15 protein-coding genes are annotated in these 17,785 nt (G+C 58.4%); 8 read left to right on the top strand and 7 right to left on the bottom strand.

The features are described 5' to 3' along the window. Window positions 1-47: 47 nt before the first annotated feature. Window positions 48-1,640: an arylsulfatase gene (locus tag K5I40_RS04650; protein ID WP_039028543.1), complete on the bottom strand. Its 1,593-nt coding sequence runs from the start codon at window positions 1,638-1,640 to the stop codon at window positions 48-50. Between the two features lie 494 nt (window positions 1,641-2,134). On the opposite strand from K5I40_RS04650, the gene K5I40_RS04645 reads away from it, so the two are divergent. After that, entirely contained in the window at window positions 2,135-3,058 is a 924-nt protein-coding gene (locus K5I40_RS04645) for a hypothetical protein (RefSeq protein ID WP_251929528.1), read from the top strand. A gap of 437 nt (window positions 3,059-3,495) precedes the next feature. On the opposite strand, the gene K5I40_RS04640 is transcribed toward K5I40_RS04645, so the two are convergent. After that, window positions 3,496-4,383, bottom strand: a complete 888-nt coding sequence (locus K5I40_RS04640) for a dihydrodipicolinate synthase family protein (RefSeq protein WP_223075772.1) — start codon at window positions 4,381-4,383, stop codon at window positions 3,496-3,498. 18 nt (window positions 4,384-4,401) lie between these two features. Further along, complete coding sequence (locus tag K5I40_RS04635) at window positions 4,402-5,280, bottom strand: DMT family transporter (protein WP_223075773.1); 879 nt, start codon at window positions 5,278-5,280, stop codon at window positions 4,402-4,404. 88 nt (window positions 5,281-5,368) lie between these two features. On the opposite strand from K5I40_RS04635, the gene K5I40_RS04630 reads away from it, so the two are divergent. The 3 genes from K5I40_RS04630 (at window position 5,369) to K5I40_RS04620 (ending at window position 7,526) form a co-directional block, all read left to right on the top strand. Then, on the top strand, window positions 5,369-6,703 hold the full coding sequence (locus K5I40_RS04630; RefSeq protein WP_223075774.1) for a PLP-dependent aminotransferase family protein: 1,335 nt from the start codon (window positions 5,369-5,371) through the stop codon (window positions 6,701-6,703). A gap of 287 nt (window positions 6,704-6,990) precedes the next feature. Then, entirely contained in the window at window positions 6,991-7,173 is a 183-nt protein-coding gene (locus K5I40_RS04625) for a general stress protein (protein WP_039028538.1), read from the top strand. A 119-nt stretch (window positions 7,174-7,292) separates the two neighbouring features. Then, window positions 7,293-7,526 carry a hypothetical protein gene (locus K5I40_RS04620; RefSeq protein WP_138369127.1) on the top strand — a complete coding sequence of 78 codons (234 nt, stop codon included), beginning with the start codon at window positions 7,293-7,295 and terminating at the stop codon, window positions 7,524-7,526. 78 nt (window positions 7,527-7,604) lie between these two features. Here K5I40_RS04620 and K5I40_RS04615 read toward each other — a convergent pair whose 3' ends face one another. Then, window positions 7,605-8,873, bottom strand: coding sequence for an MFS transporter (locus K5I40_RS04615; RefSeq protein ID WP_251929526.1), 1,269 nt, complete (start codon window positions 8,871-8,873; stop codon window positions 7,605-7,607). A 9-nt stretch (window positions 8,874-8,882) separates the two neighbouring features. Beyond that, window positions 8,883-9,410, bottom strand: a complete 528-nt coding sequence (gene cybB, locus K5I40_RS04610; protein WP_039028537.1) for a cytochrome b561 — start codon at window positions 9,408-9,410, stop codon at window positions 8,883-8,885. A 184-nt stretch (window positions 9,411-9,594) separates the two neighbouring features. On the opposite strand from cybB, the gene gap reads away from it, so the two are divergent. Both gap and K5I40_RS04600 read left to right on the top strand, forming a co-directional pair. After that, window positions 9,595-10,596 carry a type I glyceraldehyde-3-phosphate dehydrogenase gene (gene gap, locus K5I40_RS04605; protein ID WP_223075775.1) on the top strand — a complete coding sequence of 334 codons (1,002 nt, stop codon included), beginning with the start codon at window positions 9,595-9,597 and terminating at the stop codon, window positions 10,594-10,596. A gap of 103 nt (window positions 10,597-10,699) precedes the next feature. Further along, window positions 10,700-11,626, top strand: a complete 927-nt coding sequence (locus K5I40_RS04600) for an alpha/beta hydrolase (RefSeq protein ID WP_223075776.1) — start codon at window positions 10,700-10,702, stop codon at window positions 11,624-11,626. A gap of 175 nt (window positions 11,627-11,801) precedes the next feature. Here K5I40_RS04600 and aldA read toward each other — a convergent pair whose 3' ends face one another. Beyond that, entirely contained in the window at window positions 11,802-13,241 is a 1,440-nt protein-coding gene (gene aldA / locus K5I40_RS04595) for an aldehyde dehydrogenase (protein ID WP_223075777.1), read from the bottom strand. A 199-nt stretch (window positions 13,242-13,440) separates the two neighbouring features. Further along, on the bottom strand, window positions 13,441-14,244 hold the full coding sequence (locus K5I40_RS04590; RefSeq protein ID WP_223075778.1) for a YdcF family protein: 804 nt from the start codon (window positions 14,242-14,244) through the stop codon (window positions 13,441-13,443). Between the two features lie 391 nt (window positions 14,245-14,635). On the opposite strand from K5I40_RS04590, the gene K5I40_RS04585 reads away from it, so the two are divergent. After that, window positions 14,636-15,958: an MFS transporter gene (locus K5I40_RS04585; protein WP_223075779.1), complete on the top strand. Its 1,323-nt coding sequence runs from the start codon at window positions 14,636-14,638 to the stop codon at window positions 15,956-15,958. A 156-nt stretch (window positions 15,959-16,114) separates the two neighbouring features. Beyond that, on the top strand, window positions 16,115-17,767 hold the full coding sequence (locus K5I40_RS04580; RefSeq protein ID WP_375540658.1) for an MFS transporter: 1,653 nt from the start codon (window positions 16,115-16,117) through the stop codon (window positions 17,765-17,767). Window positions 17,768-17,785 lie beyond the last annotated feature (18 nt).

The following is a 17,785-nucleotide window of genomic DNA, read 5'->3' as shown; positions in this document are numbered from 1 at the left end:
GCGATCCCCTGATGACCGGGTGGTTGCCCACCCGGGTTTAACGACAATTAATTACTCTTCGCGCCTTGCTCAATCAGCGACTGGACGTCGGAAACGGTAAACGAGCCCGGTTTCTGACGCGGCGGGAACTCCTGGAAGCTTTGCAGCATCTCGCCAACGTATTTCTGCGCGCCGCCCAACAGGAACAGACGGCTGTAGAACCAGTTGTTGTAATCCATACCGGTATCGCCTTTCTCCAGCGGGTCGATCTCCAGATCGAAGATCATCGGCGCACGCAGGACGGTAAACGGATAGCGCCAGACGTCCATGCCGGTATGTTCCTGAATCATAAAGTGCGCTTTCCAGCGGCCGTAACGGATGGCCAGCAGGTCACCGTCATCACTCCAGTAGAAGAACTCTTTACGCGGGTCTTCACCTTTGCCCTGCAGGAAGTCGAGCTGGTTATAACCGTCCAGGTGAACCTTGTAGGTCATGGAGGTGGTTTTGTAGCCTTTTAACAGCTGCTCTTTGATGTCCGGGACACCCGCAGCGGCCACCAGAGTCGGGAACCAGTCGTTACTGCCAAAGATATCGTTGATCACCGTACCCGGCTGGATATGGCCCGGCCAGCGGATCATCGCAGGGACGCGGAAGCCCCCTTCCCAGCCGGTATTTTTCTCGCCGCGGAACGGCGTCATCCCCGAGTCAGGCCAGGTGGCCAGCATCGGGCCGTTGTCGGTGGTGTAGACCACGATGGTGTTATCTTCGATGCCGAGATCTTTAATTTTCTTCAGCACTTCACCTACCGTCTTATCATGCTCAACCATGCCGTCGGCATAGGTTCCAAGCCCTGTCGCCCCGATACTGGCGTCTTTCAGGTGCGTCTTGTTGTGCATGCGGGTGGTGTTGTACCAGGTGAAGAAAGGCTTACCGGCCTTAACCTGGCGCTCCATAAAGTCGTTGTTGGCCGCGAGGGTTTCATCATCGACGGTGCCCATACGCTTGATGGTGAGCGGACCGGTATCTTCGATTTTGCCGTCAGCGCTGCTCTTAATTACGCCGCGCGGGCCAAACTGTTTACGGTATGCAGGATCTTTCGGGTAGTCCGGGTTCTCAGGTTCTTCTTCGGCATTCAGGTGGTAAAGGTTACCGAGGAACTCATCAAACCCGTGGGCGGTAGGTAAAAACTCATCCCGGTCACCGAGGTGGTTTTTACCAAACTGCCCGGTGGCGTAGCCCAGCTGTTTAAGGATGTTGGCGATGGTAGGATCGTCTTTGCTGAGACCCTGAGGCGCGCCCGGCATGCCCACCTTACTCATCCCGGTACGGAACGGCATCTGCCCGGTGATGAAGGACGAACGCCCGGCCGTTGAGCTCTGCTCGGCATAATAGGAGGTAAACTTCGCCCCCTCATTGGCAATACTGTCGATATTTGGCGTCTTATAACCCATCATGCCCTGGTTATAAGTACTGAGGTTCCAGTAACCCACATCATCACCAAAAATAACGACAATATTGGGTTTTGAATTATTTTGCTCTGGAGCAGTTGGAGCCGTGGTTGTAGATGAAGCGGGTGCTGCATAGGCTGCGGTAATTGCACTCGATGCAAGCGTTAGCATACTGGCCAACACTGTCCGCTTGAATGGAACGGATTTGAGCATGGTGGAACTCCTTTCATTAGAGGCAAAAAAAGTATAGGCAACCTACTGATGAATGGGGCAATTGTCATAAATAAAACATTTAAAAATGGATAAAAAATAGCAGCGCCACATGAAGAAAAATATTTAACTCAATGATTTTAAATAATTAATTAAATTTAGTTTAAATTCACAATATGCGAGTTATCGTTCTCGCTGGTGTATCGTTGCGTGTAATTGTCGCTTCATTGAATTCATCTGTTTTTACTCCCAAAAGCACAAATCAATCGAAAAAAGCGACTAAAGAAGAGAGGAAATTTTTAAACCTCTTTTATTTTTAACTTTTTGTATAATATAAAAATATCTCGCTGATGTAGTATCGGTATGCCCTCTTGAAAGGTTCATCAGCTGCCGTCCGGCGGTTCTGAAAAAAACTCTCCTGCTCTATAGTTAATTAACCCCCATGCTTGCTGAAGCGGCGAGGCGTTATGCGTGTGGCTTTTCCCGGTCTTCTTTTAATGCTGACTGCCACGATGGTTTATAGCCCGGCGGCATATGCGGTGGATAACCCTCGGATAAAACAGCGCGCGGATGCCGTCCTGACGTTAATGAGTTATATGGTGATTCCTGACGTAACCGCCAGCGATCTGAATATTGGCACCGGCAGCAATGAAAGTAACGAACTCACCATCACCCAGTTTGGCGGCGGCGCCACCCTGAGCGAATCCTTCCCGATTTACGTTGAAGGGGCATTGGGTTACAGCCGTTACGACCCGCAATTCGTGGTAAGTAATGGCACGGAAACACGGCGCATCCCCACCCGCTGGAACAGCCTGACCGGTACCGGGGGAATTGGCTGGGATTTCCATCTTCATCGCGATCGCTGGGGCGGAAATCTGATCCTGCGCCCGATAGCCAATGTGATGCTGGGCACCATGGCCAGCGATGTACGCATCGGGGCCTGGGTCATCGAGCGACGTCGACACGCGGATTATGATTTTCTGGATGGCGGCAGGCTGAATGCTTACGGCACCGGCGGTTCACTGATGCTCGACTATGAACTGGTATCAAAACCCCAGGATATTGATATAGAACTGCGCTACTCGGCAATGCGCCTGCAAACCTTCGGCAGCACTTCCGATGCCGTTGACGGGCATGCGAACACCCAGAACCTCGGCCTGTACCTGCGCCGTCGCGCGCCCATCTCCGACTGGACGCTGTTAAAAAGCCCGGTGCGCTATGTGCTGGAAGGCGCACATACGGAATATCTGGGCGAGCAGCGCGGCAGGCTCGGGTTTAACAGCCTGAGTTCAGTTGGGGCAGGTATCGAGCTGGACAGCAGCAAGTATCCGGTCTTTGTCACCCGCACGCGCCTGGTGGCGCGCTACATGTTTGGTCAGAATACCAGCGGATATGGGATCGGCCTGGCGATGAGTTTTTAAGGTGCCATGCCCGGCGGCATTACAAAAATTCGTAGGCCGGGTAAGGCGAAGCCGCCACCCGGCAAGGAAACTATGGTGAAAGGAACCACCACCGCATCCGCATGTTCCCCTCACCCTGACCCTCTCCCCAAAGGGGAGAGGGAATAACCCCGCCCGGCGGCGCTGCGCTTGCACGGGCCTACAAATGCAGTTCGTGGCCGTTCGTAGGCCGGGTAAGGCGCAGCCGCCACCCGGCAAGGAAACTATGGTGAACGGAACCACCACCGCGTCCGCATGTTCCCCTCACCCTGACCCTCTCCCCAAAGGGGAGAGGGAATAAACCCCGCCCGGCGGCGCTGCGCTTGCACGGGCCTACAAATGCAGTTCGTGGCCGTTCGTAGGCCGGGTAAGGCGAAGCCGCCACCCGGTAATGGTGCACCGCGCCCCGCCCGGCGGCGCTACGCTTGCACGGGCCGACAAACCTGTCCCAGCACCTCCCGCTCTTCCCCCACCAGAGTCTGCAACGGAAACGGCAAACACGGCGCCGCAACCCTGCCCGTCAACTCCGCCACCGTCGCAATCACCCGCAAACTCCCGTACCGACGGAAGAACCCCCACAACGGCTCCAGCGCGTCGTTGAGCCGCCGGGTTTCCTCCACATCCCCCCGCAGCGCGGCTTGCGTCAACCGCAGGCAATAATCCGGGAAAAGCCCACCCAGCACCGAGTACCAGACATCACATCCTGCCAGCAGACCGGCTGCCGACTGCGCATCACCGCTGATGCCAATCGTCACCCCCTCTGCCACCTGGCTTTTCAGCGCCGTCACGCGGGCGGAAGCCTCCGCCGGATCCGCCGGAATATAGCCGAGCTTAATTGAACCCATACCAGGCAGCGCCGACAGCGCCACCAGTAGCTCATCAGTAAAGTCAAAACCGCTGGTGGCCGGGTTGTCGTAGATACAGAGCGGAACGGAGATTTCACCGCACACGCGCTCGTACAGGCGGAACACCTCTTCCGCCGTCAGCTTCTGGTAGCAGAGCGGTGCCAGCAGCAGACCGCTCACCCCGGCTTTTTGCGCATCGTCTGCCAGCCTCAGGATCTCTTCCGCGTTGACGCTGCCGATACTGGTCATCACCGGCACGCCTGCGGCAGCGCTTACCGCCAGCCGGGTGGCGGCAAAACGCTGCTCCCGGGTCAGATAGGCATAGCTCCCCGTAGAGCCCAGCGCCCCGATGGAATTCACCCCCGCCGCCGCCAGCGCTTCAATCAGCGCCACAAAGGCTTTTTCATCAATCTCACCCTTTACCAGCGGCGTCAGGGGAAATGCGCTCAGACCTGTAAACATCCTGAATTCCTTATAAAATTATCGGGAAAATTTCCGCGAACCTGCCACACATAAAATCACGCCCAGGGTGATAAACAGCATCACCGGGCTGACCTTCTCATGCAGCAGCGTGGCGGACAGCCCCAGCCCCAGAAAGGGTTGCAGCAGCTGCAGCTGCCCAACGGCGGCGATCCCACCCCGGGCAAGCCCTTTGTACCAGAAGATAAAACCGATCAGCATGCTGAACAGCGAGACATAGCCCAGCGCGGTCCAGGCCGATATACCAACAGAGCTGAATGATGCAGGCATTGTCAGACAGGAGGCAACCACCATGAAAGGTAGCGCCAGGATCAGCGCACAGCCGATCACCTGCCAGCCGCCGGATTCGCGGGTCAGCGCCGCCCCTTCGGCATAGCCCAGGCCGCAAACCACCACCGCCGCCAGCATCAGCAGATCGCCGGTTAACGAGAGCGCGGCACTTTGCGACAGCGCAAAACCCACCACCAGCAGACTGCCGAGCACCGAGAAGATCCAGAAGGCTCTGGCAGGCCGCTCCTTGCCGCGCAGCACCGCGAAAATGGCGGTCATCAGCGGCAGCAGGCCAAGAAACACAATCGAATGGGCGGCGGTAACGTGCTGGAGCGCCAGGGCGGTCAGCAGCGGAAAGCCGACAACCACGCCCAGAGAGACAACCATCAGCGGCACGATTTGCGCGGCGGGCGGGCGTTTTTCCCGTAACACGAGGATCAGCACCAGGGCCAGCGCCCCGGCAAGGGAGGCCCGGGCAAAGGTCAGGAAAAAGGGATCGAAATCCTGCACCGCAATCCGCGTGGCGGGCAAGGACCCGCTGAAAATCACTACCCCCAGCAGGCCATTCAGCCAGCCCGAAAGCGAGGTTTTATCTCCCGCACTATTCATTACCCTTACCTCACGTGTTGAGCCTCTGTTGAGCGGATGGTAGTCTCGCCAATCCGATACAATCAAATTATTGTCATGGATACATTTGATGAAAGCCCGCTATAAAGCCATCGTGGATCGCTACGCGCAGCAGATCCGCTCCGCCACGCTGACGGCAGGCACCCGACTGCCGACCCACCGGACGCTCGCCGCCCGGGAACATATCTCGCTGGCCACCGCCACGCGCGTCTATGCCGAGCTGGAGAAGATGGGGCTGGTCAGTGGGGAAACCGGGCGGGGAACTTTCGTCAGGGAGATCCTGTTGCCGTCCGGGCTGGGGATCGACCAGCAGGCGGTCGCCACCGATGTGCTGGATCTGAACTTTAACTATCCCGCCCTGCCGGGTCAGGGGGAGCTGCTCCGGGAGGCGCTCAGGCAGATCGCAGGCGTCGGCGATATTGAATCGCACCTGCGCTATCAGCCGCATGCAGGCAGGCAGACGGAGCGGGAGATCGTGGCCGCACACCTCTCCGGGCCGCACTTTCAACCTTCGGCAGATAACCTGTTGATTGTGAACGGTGCCCAGCATGGCCTGACCATCGCCCTGATGGGGCTGCTCAGGCCCGGCGACGTGGTGGCGGTAGATGCCCTCACCTACCCGGGCTTTAAGGCGCTGGCGGCGCTGTATCACCTTGAGCTGGTTGCCATTCCCGCCACGCCGACCGGCCCGGACCTGGACGCGTTACGCCAGATCTGCCAGAGGCGGCACGTGCGTGCCATTTACACCATGCCCACGCTGCATAATCCCCTGGGATGGGTGCTGGACCGCAACCAGCGTCAGGCGCTGGCGAACATCGCCCGGCAGCACGATCTGCTGATCGTCGAAGACACCGCCTACAGCTGGCTGATCCGCCGTCCGCCGCCGCCTGTTGCCAGCCAGGCCCCGGAACGCACGGTCTACGTCACCGGATTTTCAAAAAATGTGGCGACCGGCCTGCGGGTCGGGGCGGTGGTCTGCCCGCCTGCGCTGCGTCCTGCGCTGGAGCGCGCCATCCGGGCCACCACCTGGAATACGCCGTCGGTGATGACCGCCATGGTCTGCCACTGGATCCAGGACGGCACCGTGGCCCGCTTCGAAACCCTGAAAAGGCGCGATGCCCGGCAGCGGCAGCGGGTGCTCAACACGGTGATGGAGGATCTGCCCTGCATTACCCATCCCAACTCTTACTTCGCGTGGTTGCCGCTGGCGGATGAGGCCCGGGCGGATCGGGTGGTGAAGGCGCTGATGGACAACAACATCTCCGTCTCTACCGCAGAGCCTTTCTCCACCTCCGGCACGGTGCCGCAGGCGATCCGCGTCGCCCTCGGATCTGTGCCGGTTGAGACGTTGCGCCACGCGTTGCAACAGGTCAGAGCGGCGATTGAACTGGAGCAGAGCCGATAAGACAAGTCTTAATTTCACTCGAAAGTGGAATTATTTTATGAATCTGTAAACACCTCTTATCGCCCGAAAATTATTCATCAGACATATAAGCCTCGCTAACTTATTTACTGGCGAGGATATATTCATTACGCCAGAAAAAATATTTAAAGATTTCGCTACGGGCAGGAAAAAAACGCGCCGGGAGACTTATTGACCTTTCCCCCGTTCTGTCTACAGTTATTTTGCACGCATTTGAGAGAGTTAAATCTCTTTCAATATATATTCTCAACGAAAACTGGAGACATGTTATGACCAAGCATCGAGGCGGTTCCGGCAATTTCGCAGAAGACCGGGAGCGTGCATCCCAGGCGGGCCGTAAAGGCGGACAGAGTAGCGGCGGTAACTTCAAAAACGATCCGCAGCGGGCATCCGAAGCGGGAAAAAAAGGCGGACAAAATAGCCGGGGCGGCGGACGTAAACCCGCTGCGTAATCGTCTGAATATATTCTTCCGCTGACGCGAATATGTCAGACAATATATTCAGAAACGTAAAGAACGGTAATTAACACCACTCCTTGTAAATGCAGCCCGATAAATTATGCGGAGGTTATATGATGCATTTAAGAAGAAGAGTTCGTAACGCACGTAATAATCATCGCACCCGTGATGATGTCGGCTGGATAATTCCGGGTGATGCTGAGCGTACCCGTTCACCCGATAGCGCCCCGGATAGCGGACCGGCGCTCAATATCGTCGGGAGTCAGGATGCTGACCGTGAAGTGAGGCTCAGTCAGCGTCAGTCCTATCTCGTTAACGCCATCGCGCACCGGGATCTTCTGAAGTAATCAGCTGTTAAGTGATGCAACATTTGTAGTGCTTTGTTATTTGCCCGGCCTTCCCCGCCGGGCATTTTTATGCCGCGTTCAGGGGCGCAGCGGCAGCCCGGCGGTCTCTTTCGCCCGCAGCACCGTGAGGAAAGAGATCAGCGCCGCCGCCATGATAAACAGCGCTGGCGAGTGCTGATTGCCGCTTTCGACCAGCAGATACGTTGAGAACCAGGGCGTAATGCCGCCAAAAAACGCCACCGCCAGGTTATAGGCGATGGCGATGCTGCCAAAGCGAATGCGGGTAGGAAACAGCTCCGCCATGGCCGCGCTGCTGGCGCCATCAAAAAGCGCGATGCAAAGCCCCAGCAGCAGCATCGCCAGTATTGCTGCGAAGATATTGCCCTGCGCCATCAATGCCATCGCAGGCCAGCTCACGAGGATAAACCCGATGCAGCCCGCCAGCATCAGCGGCCTGCGGCCAAACTTATCCGACAGATAGCCCATAAAAGGGATCATCACCGCGACGGCCAGCAGACCGAGGGTGGTGATGAAATAAGCCTGCTCCTGTGGGAAGCGCAGTTCCGTCGCCAGATAGCCGGGAATAAAGGCCTGCAACATCCAGTGCCCTACCGCTTTGATCGCCACAAACCCGATGCAAAAGCCGAGCGCGCGCCGCTCGGTGGTGACCGCCGTGTGCAGCGGCGCGGCTTCCGTTTTATGGCTTTTCTTCAGCGCCAGGAATTCGGGGGAGTCCTCAAGGTGGGTTCGCAGCCAGAGGCCAATCCAGCCCAGCGGACCGGCGAGCAAAAACGGAATACGCCAGCCCCAGTCGTTCATCGCCGATTCCCCCAGCACGGAGGTGAGCAGCAGCACCAGGCCCGAGGCGGCCACAAAGGCCAGAAAGCCGAAGTTATCTATCCAGCAGGTAAAGAAGCCCCGGCGATGGGCGGGCGCATACTCCGCCAGAAAGGTGGTGGCCCCTGCGCTCTCGCCCCCGGCGGCGAATCCCTGAACCAGCCGCACCAGCACCAGCAGCACCGGGGCGAGCAGCCCCGCCTGGGAAAAGGTCGGCAGCAGTCCGATTAAAAAAGTGGCCCCGGAGGTCAGCAGGATCACCGTGGCCAGCACCCTGCGGCGGCCAATCCGGTCGCCGAGCGATCCGAACCACAGTCCGCCCAGCGGGCGCATCACAAACCCGGCGCCAAAAACCGCAAACGACGACAGCAGCGCCGTCAGCGGATCTTCCGCATGGAAGAAGTGCATGCCAATCAGGGCGGCTAAAGTGCCGTATAGCCCGAAATCGAACCATTCAACAAAATGGCCAATTCCGGTGGCAAACAGCACCTTGCGCAGTTGAGGGGACACGGGAAGCCCTTAGCGCTTTTTCGGCATCATGCGCAGCAGGGTGTTGTCTTTCCAGTAGTAGTGATGAAGTAGCGCGGCAAAGGCGTGGATCCCGATGATAAAATAGCCCAGGTTCGCCAGGGTGACGTGCCAGGCCTTCAGCGTATCCACCAGATCGAAATTCGATTCGGCGGCGTGCGGCATTCCCAGCCCGAACGCAAACCAGGTATTGCCCCGGTTATACATCATCACCAGGCCAATCAGCGGCAGCGCAATAAACAGCAGATAGATGGCAAGGTGCCCCAGGTGGGATAAGCCGATATACATCGGTTTTGGCTTGGGCACGATCGGCGGCGCGGGATACTTAAGGCGCACCAGCAGACGCGCGACCATCAGCACCAGAATGGAAATGCCGCACGACACGTGGATCATATTAATCAGCGGACGGTCGCTGCGGGGGAACCAGCCGCGAAACTCCATGGCACAGTAGGCGACGATCACCAGCAGAAAAACCAGCCAGTGAATCGCAATTTGCAGGCCGGTGTATTTGTTGCGCATAAGTATTTCCTGAAAGAATGCCAAAAAACGTAAAATAACCAGCTTCAGTTAAAAATTCATTAATTATTGTCCCCGATTTTTCAAAAACTTCCGCGCAGATGAGCCATCTTCAATTGCCTCGCTGGGCTTCATGGTCTAATCCTGGATGAGTTCACCCTACCGTACGTCCACACAGGAGAGGATCATGAGTAAGATTGGCATTAACGGTTTTGGTCGTATTGGCCGACTGGTTCTTCGTCGGTTGCTTGAAACTCAGGACAGTAATAGCGTGGTGGCGATTAACGATTTAACGTCGCCGAAGGTGCTGGCCTACCTGTTGAAACATGACTCCAACTATGGCCCCTTCCCCTGGAGCGTCGACTTCACGGAGGATTCGCTGATCGTCGACGGCAAATCCATTTCGGTCTATGCCGAGAAAGAGGCGAAGAACATTCCGTGGAAAACCGCCGGGGTGGATCTGGTGGTGGAGTGTACTGGGTTCTACACCTCGCAGGAGAAATCCCAGGCTCACCTGGACGCAGGTGCCAAAAAAGTGCTGATCTCCGCCCCGGCCGGCGAGATGAAAACCATCGTCTTTAACGTCAACGACGACACCATCGAGGCCAGCGACACCATTATCTCTGTCGCCTCCTGCACCACCAACTGCCTGGCCCCACTGGCGAAAGTGCTGCACGACGCCTTTGGCATCAAGGCGGGCACCATGACCACCATCCACGCCTATACCGGCACCCAGGCGCTGGTGGATGGCCCGCGCGGCAAAGATCTGCGCGCATCCCGCGCGGCGGCGGAAAATATTATTCCGCACACCACCGGCGCGGCGAAGGCCATTGGACTGGTGATCCCGGAACTGAGCGGCAAGCTGAAAGGCCACGCCCAGCGCGTACCGGTCAAAACCGGCTCCGTGACCGAGCTGGTGTCGATTCTGGAGAAAAAAGTGAGCGTGGATGAGATCCATCAGGCGCTGAAAAAGGCCACCGAGGGCAACGAGTCCTTTAGCTATACCGATGAGGAGATTGTCTCTTCCGACGTGATCGGCTCGCACTTTGGGTCAGTCTTCGATGCCACCCAGACGGAGGTCACCGACGCGGGCGACGTCCAGCTGGTGAAAACCGTGGCCTGGTACGACAACGAGTATGGGTTTGTCACCCAGCTGGTGCGTACCTTGGATAAATTCGCTGCGCTTTAATCACACCGCGGACAGCCCTGCTGTCCGCATCCTGTGAATCCGTTCAGAGTTTCAATTCGTTAACCCTGATATAACAAACGCTTTCCAGAGAGGGAGCGTTATTATGGAAGCACTGAGCCGCGAAACATTAGAACAGAACATGGCGCAGGCCGTTGGCCGCTCGGTAACCTTTAGTATCTGGCCCACCCCTGAAGCGCCCGGCGCGCGCACCAGCGACGCCGTTTTTACCCCCGAACCCCGCCACACCGGCACCTCCGACTACGATCGCGCCGTTACCGGCATCCGCTCGCCACAGATAACCGTCTATGCGCCGGACAAACCTAACGGCGTCGGCATTCTGGTGGCGCCGGGCGGCTCCTTGCGTCGCGTGGTGCTGGATAAAGAGGGCAGCGCGCTGGCCTCCTTCTTCAACGCACGCGGCTATACCCTGTTTGTGATGACCTACCGTATGCCGGGAGACGGTCATGAAGAGGGTGCCGACGCGCCGCTGGCGGACGTGCAGCGCGCCATGCGGGTTATTCGCGCCAGCGCCCGGGAGTGGAAGCTGGACCCGGCGCGCATTGGGGTGCTGGGCTTCTCGGCGGGCGGCCACGTGGCGGCAAGCCTCGGCACCCGTCATGACGACGCGGTATACGCCCCGCTTGACGCCGTCGACGAGTGCTCTGCCCGACCGGCCTTTATGGCGCTGGTCTATCCGGTGATCACCATGCAGGGCGAACATTACCACCCGGGCTCACGGCATGAGCTGATGGGCGATAACCCTGGCGAGGAGCAGATCCAGCGCTATTCGCTGGAAACGCGCGTGACCCGCGACGCTCCGCCGACCTTCCTGCTACACGCTGCCGACGATCCGGCGGTAAAAGTTGAGAACAGCCTGGCGATGTACAGCGCCCTGCGCCGCGCGGGGGTACCGGTTGAGATGCATCTGTTCGAGCGTGGAAAGCACGGGTTCGGCATCCGCGATGCCCAGGGCCTGCCGGTCGCCATCTGGCCGGAATTGATGATGAACTGGATTTCGACGAAGGTGTAAACCTGTAACGCCGGGCGGCGGCTTCGCCTTACCCGGCCTACAAAACCAACAACCGGCATCGGACACGTAGGCCCGTGCAAGCGCAGCGCCGCCGGGCATGTTGGCGGCTATGCGGCCTGATGCCCTCACCCCGGCCCTCTCCCACAGGGAGAGGGAGAAATACCGGGCATGTTTATCACGACTGCAAATACACCACCTGGGTCTGCAGGTACTCGTGCAGACCGTGCTTGCCGTCGGCCCCGCCGATCCCCGATTTACGCCAGCCCGCGTGGAAGCCCTGCATCGCTTCAAAGTTCTCGCGGTTGATGTAGGTTTCGCCGAACTTAAGCCCTTTAATGGCTTTCATCGCCACGTTCAGGTCCTGGGTGTAAATAGAGGACGTCAGACCATAGTCGCTGTCGTTAGCCATCTTCAACGCCTCTTCCAGGGTGTCAAACACTACCACCGGCAGCACAGGTCCGAAGGTCTCTTCGTGCATGATGGTCATATCCTGACGCACGTCGAGCAGCAGCGTTGGCGGATAGAAATAGCCCTTACCTTCCACCGCTTTACCGCCCAGCACCACTTTCGCACCCTGCTCTACCGCCAGAGCGACTTTCTGCTCAACGCGCTCCAGCGCCGCGGCGTTGATCAGCGGCCCCATGGCGACATCGTTGCGCTCGGCCGGATTGCCAAACTGCACCGCTTTCATCGCTTCGCCCAGGCGGTTTACAAAGCGGTCGTAGATGCCCTTCTGCACATACACGCGCTCGGCGCAGTTACATACCTGCCCGGTGTTGATCACGCGGGAGTCGACAATCGCCTTCACCGCCAGCTCCAGATCCGCATCGTCCATCACGATGGCCGGGGCTTTACCGCCCAGCTCCAGACACACTTTGGTGATGTTCTTCGCGGCGGCAGCCATGATCTTCTCCCCCGCGCCCACGCTGCCGGTCATGCTGACCATCGCCACTTTCGGGTTGCCCGCCAGCTCCTGGCCTACGGTTTCCCCCCGGCCCAGCACCAGGTTAAAGACCCCTTTCGGCAGGCCAATTTCGTCGACGATTTTCGCGAAGGCGATGGCGTTATTCGGGGTAAATTCGCTCGGCTTGATAACGATAGTGTTGCCGGTCAGCAGCGCCGGGGCCAGCTTGCGGGCAATCAGGAAGAACGGGAAGTTCCACGGCAGGATGCCGGTGGTGACGCCAAGCGCGCGTTTGAACAGCAGAATGTTTTCGCCCGGACGATCGCTCTGGATAATTTCGCCCTCGTAGCGACGCGCCCACTCTGACATGTAATCGAGATAGTCGGCGGTGAAGGAGACTTCGACCTCGGCGAGCTGCTGGATCTTGCCGCCTTCGGCCACGATCAGGGCGCTGATTTCACTGGCGCGTTCGCGAATGCCTGCGGCGATTTTACGCAGCCAGCCCGCACGCTGGATGGCTGGCAGCGCCTCCCAGGCATCCTGGGCGCGTTCGGCAGCGTCGATCGCCTTGCGGGCATCTTCAGCGCTACCGTCGGGAATACGGGAAATGACCTCTTCGGTGGCCGGGTTGATCACATCAATCCAGGCATCACCCTGCCAGGCAACAAACTGTCCATCGATATACATAGGATGTTGTACGGGTACTGTCATGACTCGCTCCTGTAATTGCACTGTTTTTAACAAGTAAAATTATTGTTAAAAACTACAGATCCCGATCCTCAATCCCAGCGTATCGCGCTGTTTTTGTGAGACATCTCATAAAAGAAACGGGTCAGCAGGAGAAAAGTATTACATTCCGGCAACAGAGGGTTGCCCGTTTGCGTGAAACTCATCGCAAACGGGCAAGGGGTTACAGCAGAGAGCGGCTGGCCAGCGCCTCGGTGAGGACGGCGTCATTGCGCAGGATCTGCCAGGCAGCCTCCACCTCGGCAGGAATATCCACATGTACAATGAAATCCCGGCCGAGCGGGCCGTAACCATTAATGTCATCCCGCAGGCGCGGGAGCTCACCCAGCACCAGCGACAGATAGCGTTCGACGGGCCACAGCCCCTTACCGCCGCCGCGAAACGCCAGACCGTCATCGCTGTTTTGCAGCTGCGGCACGACGCCTGGGTGGCTGGTCCATTCCGGGGCATCCGGTTTATCGCGGTAGACGCGGGCAAACGTCGCCATGGTGCGGCGCTGCATGGTCGGGTCCTGCACCACGATCCCGCGCTTCACCGGCAAATGGTGATGCGAAATCATCGCCGCGCTGAAGCGGGCATTTTCACCGCAGTTGGTGGACTGGTCTTCCACCAGCAGGCGCTCGGGCGGAATATGCCAGAACTCCCGGGCGATCTCCGCCAGAATGGTGGCTTCGGCTTTGCCGGTAGTGCGTACTTTGTTGTAGCGCGGGTGTCGCGCAATGGCGGCGTATAAAAAGGTGGTGGAATGGCCTATCCCGCCGCTGATCAGCAACGGCACGGCAAGCTCCGACGCCAGACGGCAGGCCGCGTCGATGGCGGGGATCACCGCGTTACCGGCCAGCACCACCAGGTTGGCCCGGAGCGCGGGCGGATTGTAAGGCAGGTTATCTTCGGCAAGCCAGTGGCCGACGGTATTCACCGCAGCCAGGGTTTTATCCGGCAGGGATGGGAAGATCGTGAGACTCATCGTTACCTCCTTGCAGCATTTACGTTCAGGGTAACGCGCGGGCCGTCGCTTAACAGAGGATCCCTCTGAAAGCCAAATCGGCAGTTACCTTATAAGAATAGTCATTAAACTGAAATAACCAGAAACGTCCAAAAATCAGCAGGTTGCACCTGCATTATATGCTGCAATCTACCCTGATAAAAAAATTAAGCGCCAGAAATATCGCACCTGTCAGCATCGATAGCTGCTTATTTCACCGTGATCTGACCAGTTTTGACATTTCGCCGCTTGCCAAAAGTAACAGCCCTCCCTAAGTTGCTTAACAATTCGACAACCTTTTTCCTTTATCGGGTTGCACCCGAAGCGCGCCGGGTGTCACCCGCTTCATCATCCACTGGGCGGGATCACGGTTATGACACAACAACACGAAAGCAGTGCCGCAGTTCTACGTAAAAATAAAAAGGTGCTGGTCGCCAGCCTCACCGGCAGCGCCATTGAATGGTTTGACTATTTTCTCTACGGCACTGCCGCCGCGCTGGTCTTTAATAAGATCTTCTTCCCGATGGTCGACCCGGTCATCGGCCTGATTTTGTCCTATCTTTCGTTCTCATTAACCTTTTTTATCCGCCCCATTGGTGGCGTGATATTCGCCCACATCGGGGATCGCATTGGGCGCAAGAAAACGCTGGTCTTAACCCTGTCGCTGATGGGGGGTGCAACCGTGATGATTGGGCTGCTACCCACCTATGAGCAGATTGGCCTCTGGGCCCCGGCCCTGCTGATCCTGATGCGTATCATTCAGGGGATGGGGATCGGCGGCGAATGGGGCGGCGCCCTGCTGCTGGCCTATGAATACGCCCCTGAAAAGCGTAAAGGCTTCTTCGGCAGCATCCCGCAGGCGGGGGTCACCATCGGCATGCTGATGGCCACCTTTATCGTCTCGCTGATGACCCTGTTCAGCGAGGAGGATTTCCTCTCCTGGGGCTGGCGAATTCCGTTCCTGCTGAGCTCGGTGCTGGTGCTGCTGGGCCTGTGGATCCGCAAGGATATCGACGAAACGCCGGAGTTTAAGAAGGTGAAATCCTCCGGCAAAGTGGCAAAAGCCCCCCTGCGTGACACCCTTAAATATCACTGGCGCGAAGTGCTGATCGCCGCCGGGCTGAAGGTGGTTGAAACCGCGCCGTTCTACATTTTCTCAACCTTTGTGGTGAGCTACGCCACCACGACGCTCAGCTACCAGAAGTCGCAGGCGCTGGAGGCGGTCACCCTCGGGGCGCTGGTCGCCACCGTGATGATCCCGCTGATGGGGCTGCTGTCGGATAAGGTCGGTCGCCAGCGGATGTATGCCGTCAGCGTCTTTATCCTCGGCCTGTTTATCGTGCCGTGGTTTATGCTGCTCAATACCGGCACCACCTGGGGCATTGTGCTGGCGACGGTGATCGCCTTCGGGGTGCTGTGGGCCCCGGTCACCGCGGTGCTGGGTACGCTGTGCTCGGAGATTTTCACTGCCAACGTGCGCTATACCGGCATCACCCTCGGCTATCAGCTGGGTGCCGCGCTGGCGGGCGGTACCGCACCGCTGATTGCCACCGGCCTGCTGGCGAAATATAACGGCGACTGGGTGCCGGTGGCCTGGTATCTGGGGGTGACGGTGACCATCTCGCTGATTGCCATCTTCTGCGCCAGCCGGGTGAAGCGCGCCCCGGTGATTAACGCGCAAACTCACGAACTCTGATCATCAGGCGGCCAGCCCTGCTGGCCGCTTTTTCCTGAACTTCCCTCTCACATTTGCTTAACCCGCCGTTATCATATTCACTTGAATCAGACATTGCGTCAGACGTAGAATCATTAGCCCACTAACTATTCATTCACATCACAGGTATTTATCGCTATGCGCCTGCCCCAACGCGACCCCTATGCTCCTCGCGAGTGGCAGCCTCACGAAAAGCCGATGCTGTTAGGCTCCCCCTCCACGCCGGTGCACAGCACCCCGAAGCGTATCGCCTATGGCGTGGTGGGATTACTGGTCTGTCTGACCGGCGCGCTGGGCAATGCGATGGTCGCCGCCAACCTGCAAAATTTACAGGGCACCTTTGCCGCCTGGTCCACCGAGATCGCCTGGCTCCCGGCGGTCTACGTGATGACCAACGTGTCGATCAACCTGCTGCTGGTGAAGTTTCGCCAGCAGTTTGGCCTGCGCGCCTTCACCGAAGGGTTCCTGGTGCTGTATGTGCTGGTGACCTTTTTTCACCTCTTTGTTAACGATCTCAGCTCGGCCCTGATGGTGCGCGCCGCCCACGGTATGGTGGCCGCCGCGCTCAGCTCGCTCGGGATCTACTATCAGATCCAGGCCTGGCCGGCGAAACACCGTCTCAAAGCCCTGACCATCGGCATCACCGGCTCCTCGCTGGCGATCCCCATTGCGCGGCTGTTCTCCACCGAACTGCTGCAGCTGGACGAGTGGCGCGGGCTGTATCTCTTTGAGCTCGGTCTGGCGCTTATCTCGCTGGGCTGCGTGATCGCCCTCAAGCTGCCCCCGGGCGACCGGCGCCAGGTGTTCGAGAAGAAGGACTTCATCACCTTTATTCTGCTGGCGCCGGGCATGGCGCTGCTGTGCGCGGTGCTGTCCCTGGGGCGGCTCGACTGGTGGTTTGAAGCGCCGTGGATCGGCTGGGCGCTGGCGGGTTCGCTGGTGCTGATTGTCTCAGCCATCGTTTTTGAGCATAACCGCAGCAACCCGCTGCTGAATACGCGCTGGCTCTCCAGCGGCAGTATTGTGCGCCTGGGGCTGATTATGCTGCTGATCCGCATCGTGCTGGCGGAGCAGAACACCGGGGTGATCGGCTGGCTGCAGTATGTCGGCCTGCAAAACGAGCAGATGACCCATCTGGCGTGGTCGATTTTTGCCGGGATCGCCTGCGGTATCGCCGCCAGCTGCCTGACCATCAAACCCACAAAGCTCGCCTGGCCGATTATCACCTCGCTGGTGCTGATGATTATCGCCTCGCTGCTCGACAGCCAGTCCACCAGCCTCACCCGCCCGGATCAGCTGATGCTGAGCCAGTTCCTGCTCGGGTTCGGCAGCGCCTTCTTCCTCGCCCCGGCGATGCTGGCCGGGATTGGCGGGGTGATTGCCGACCCGCGGAACCTGGTCAGTTTTTCGGTGCTGTTCGGCATGAGCCAGAACATCGGCGGCCTGCTGGGGTCGGCCATTCTCGGCACCTTCCAGACCTGGCGTGAGAAGTACCACTCCAGCCTGCTGGCGGAACAGCTCACCAGCCTGAATCCGCTGGTCAACGAGCGCCTGCAGATTTACAGCCAGATGTACCGCAGCCTGATTGGCGACGATGCGCTGGTGAGCGTGCAGTCCACGCTGCAGCTGCAGAACGCCAGCACGCTGGAGGCAAATATTCTCGCTTACAACGATACTTATCTTCTGACGGCTGGCATTGCCACCGCCACGCTGGTGTGGATTTTATGGCGCTTGCTGCGGCTGCGCATTACTGCCCGTCTGGCGCTGAAAAAGGCCACCGGCAGTCAATAATGGATAAAAAATTAATGA

This window comes from Leclercia sp. LTM14 (assembly GCF_023736175.1).
In the GTDB taxonomy this organism is placed as follows: Bacteria; Pseudomonadota; Gammaproteobacteria; order Enterobacterales; family Enterobacteriaceae; genus Enterobacter; species Enterobacter barmai.
This window is presented reverse-complemented; position numbering and strand designations above follow the sequence as displayed.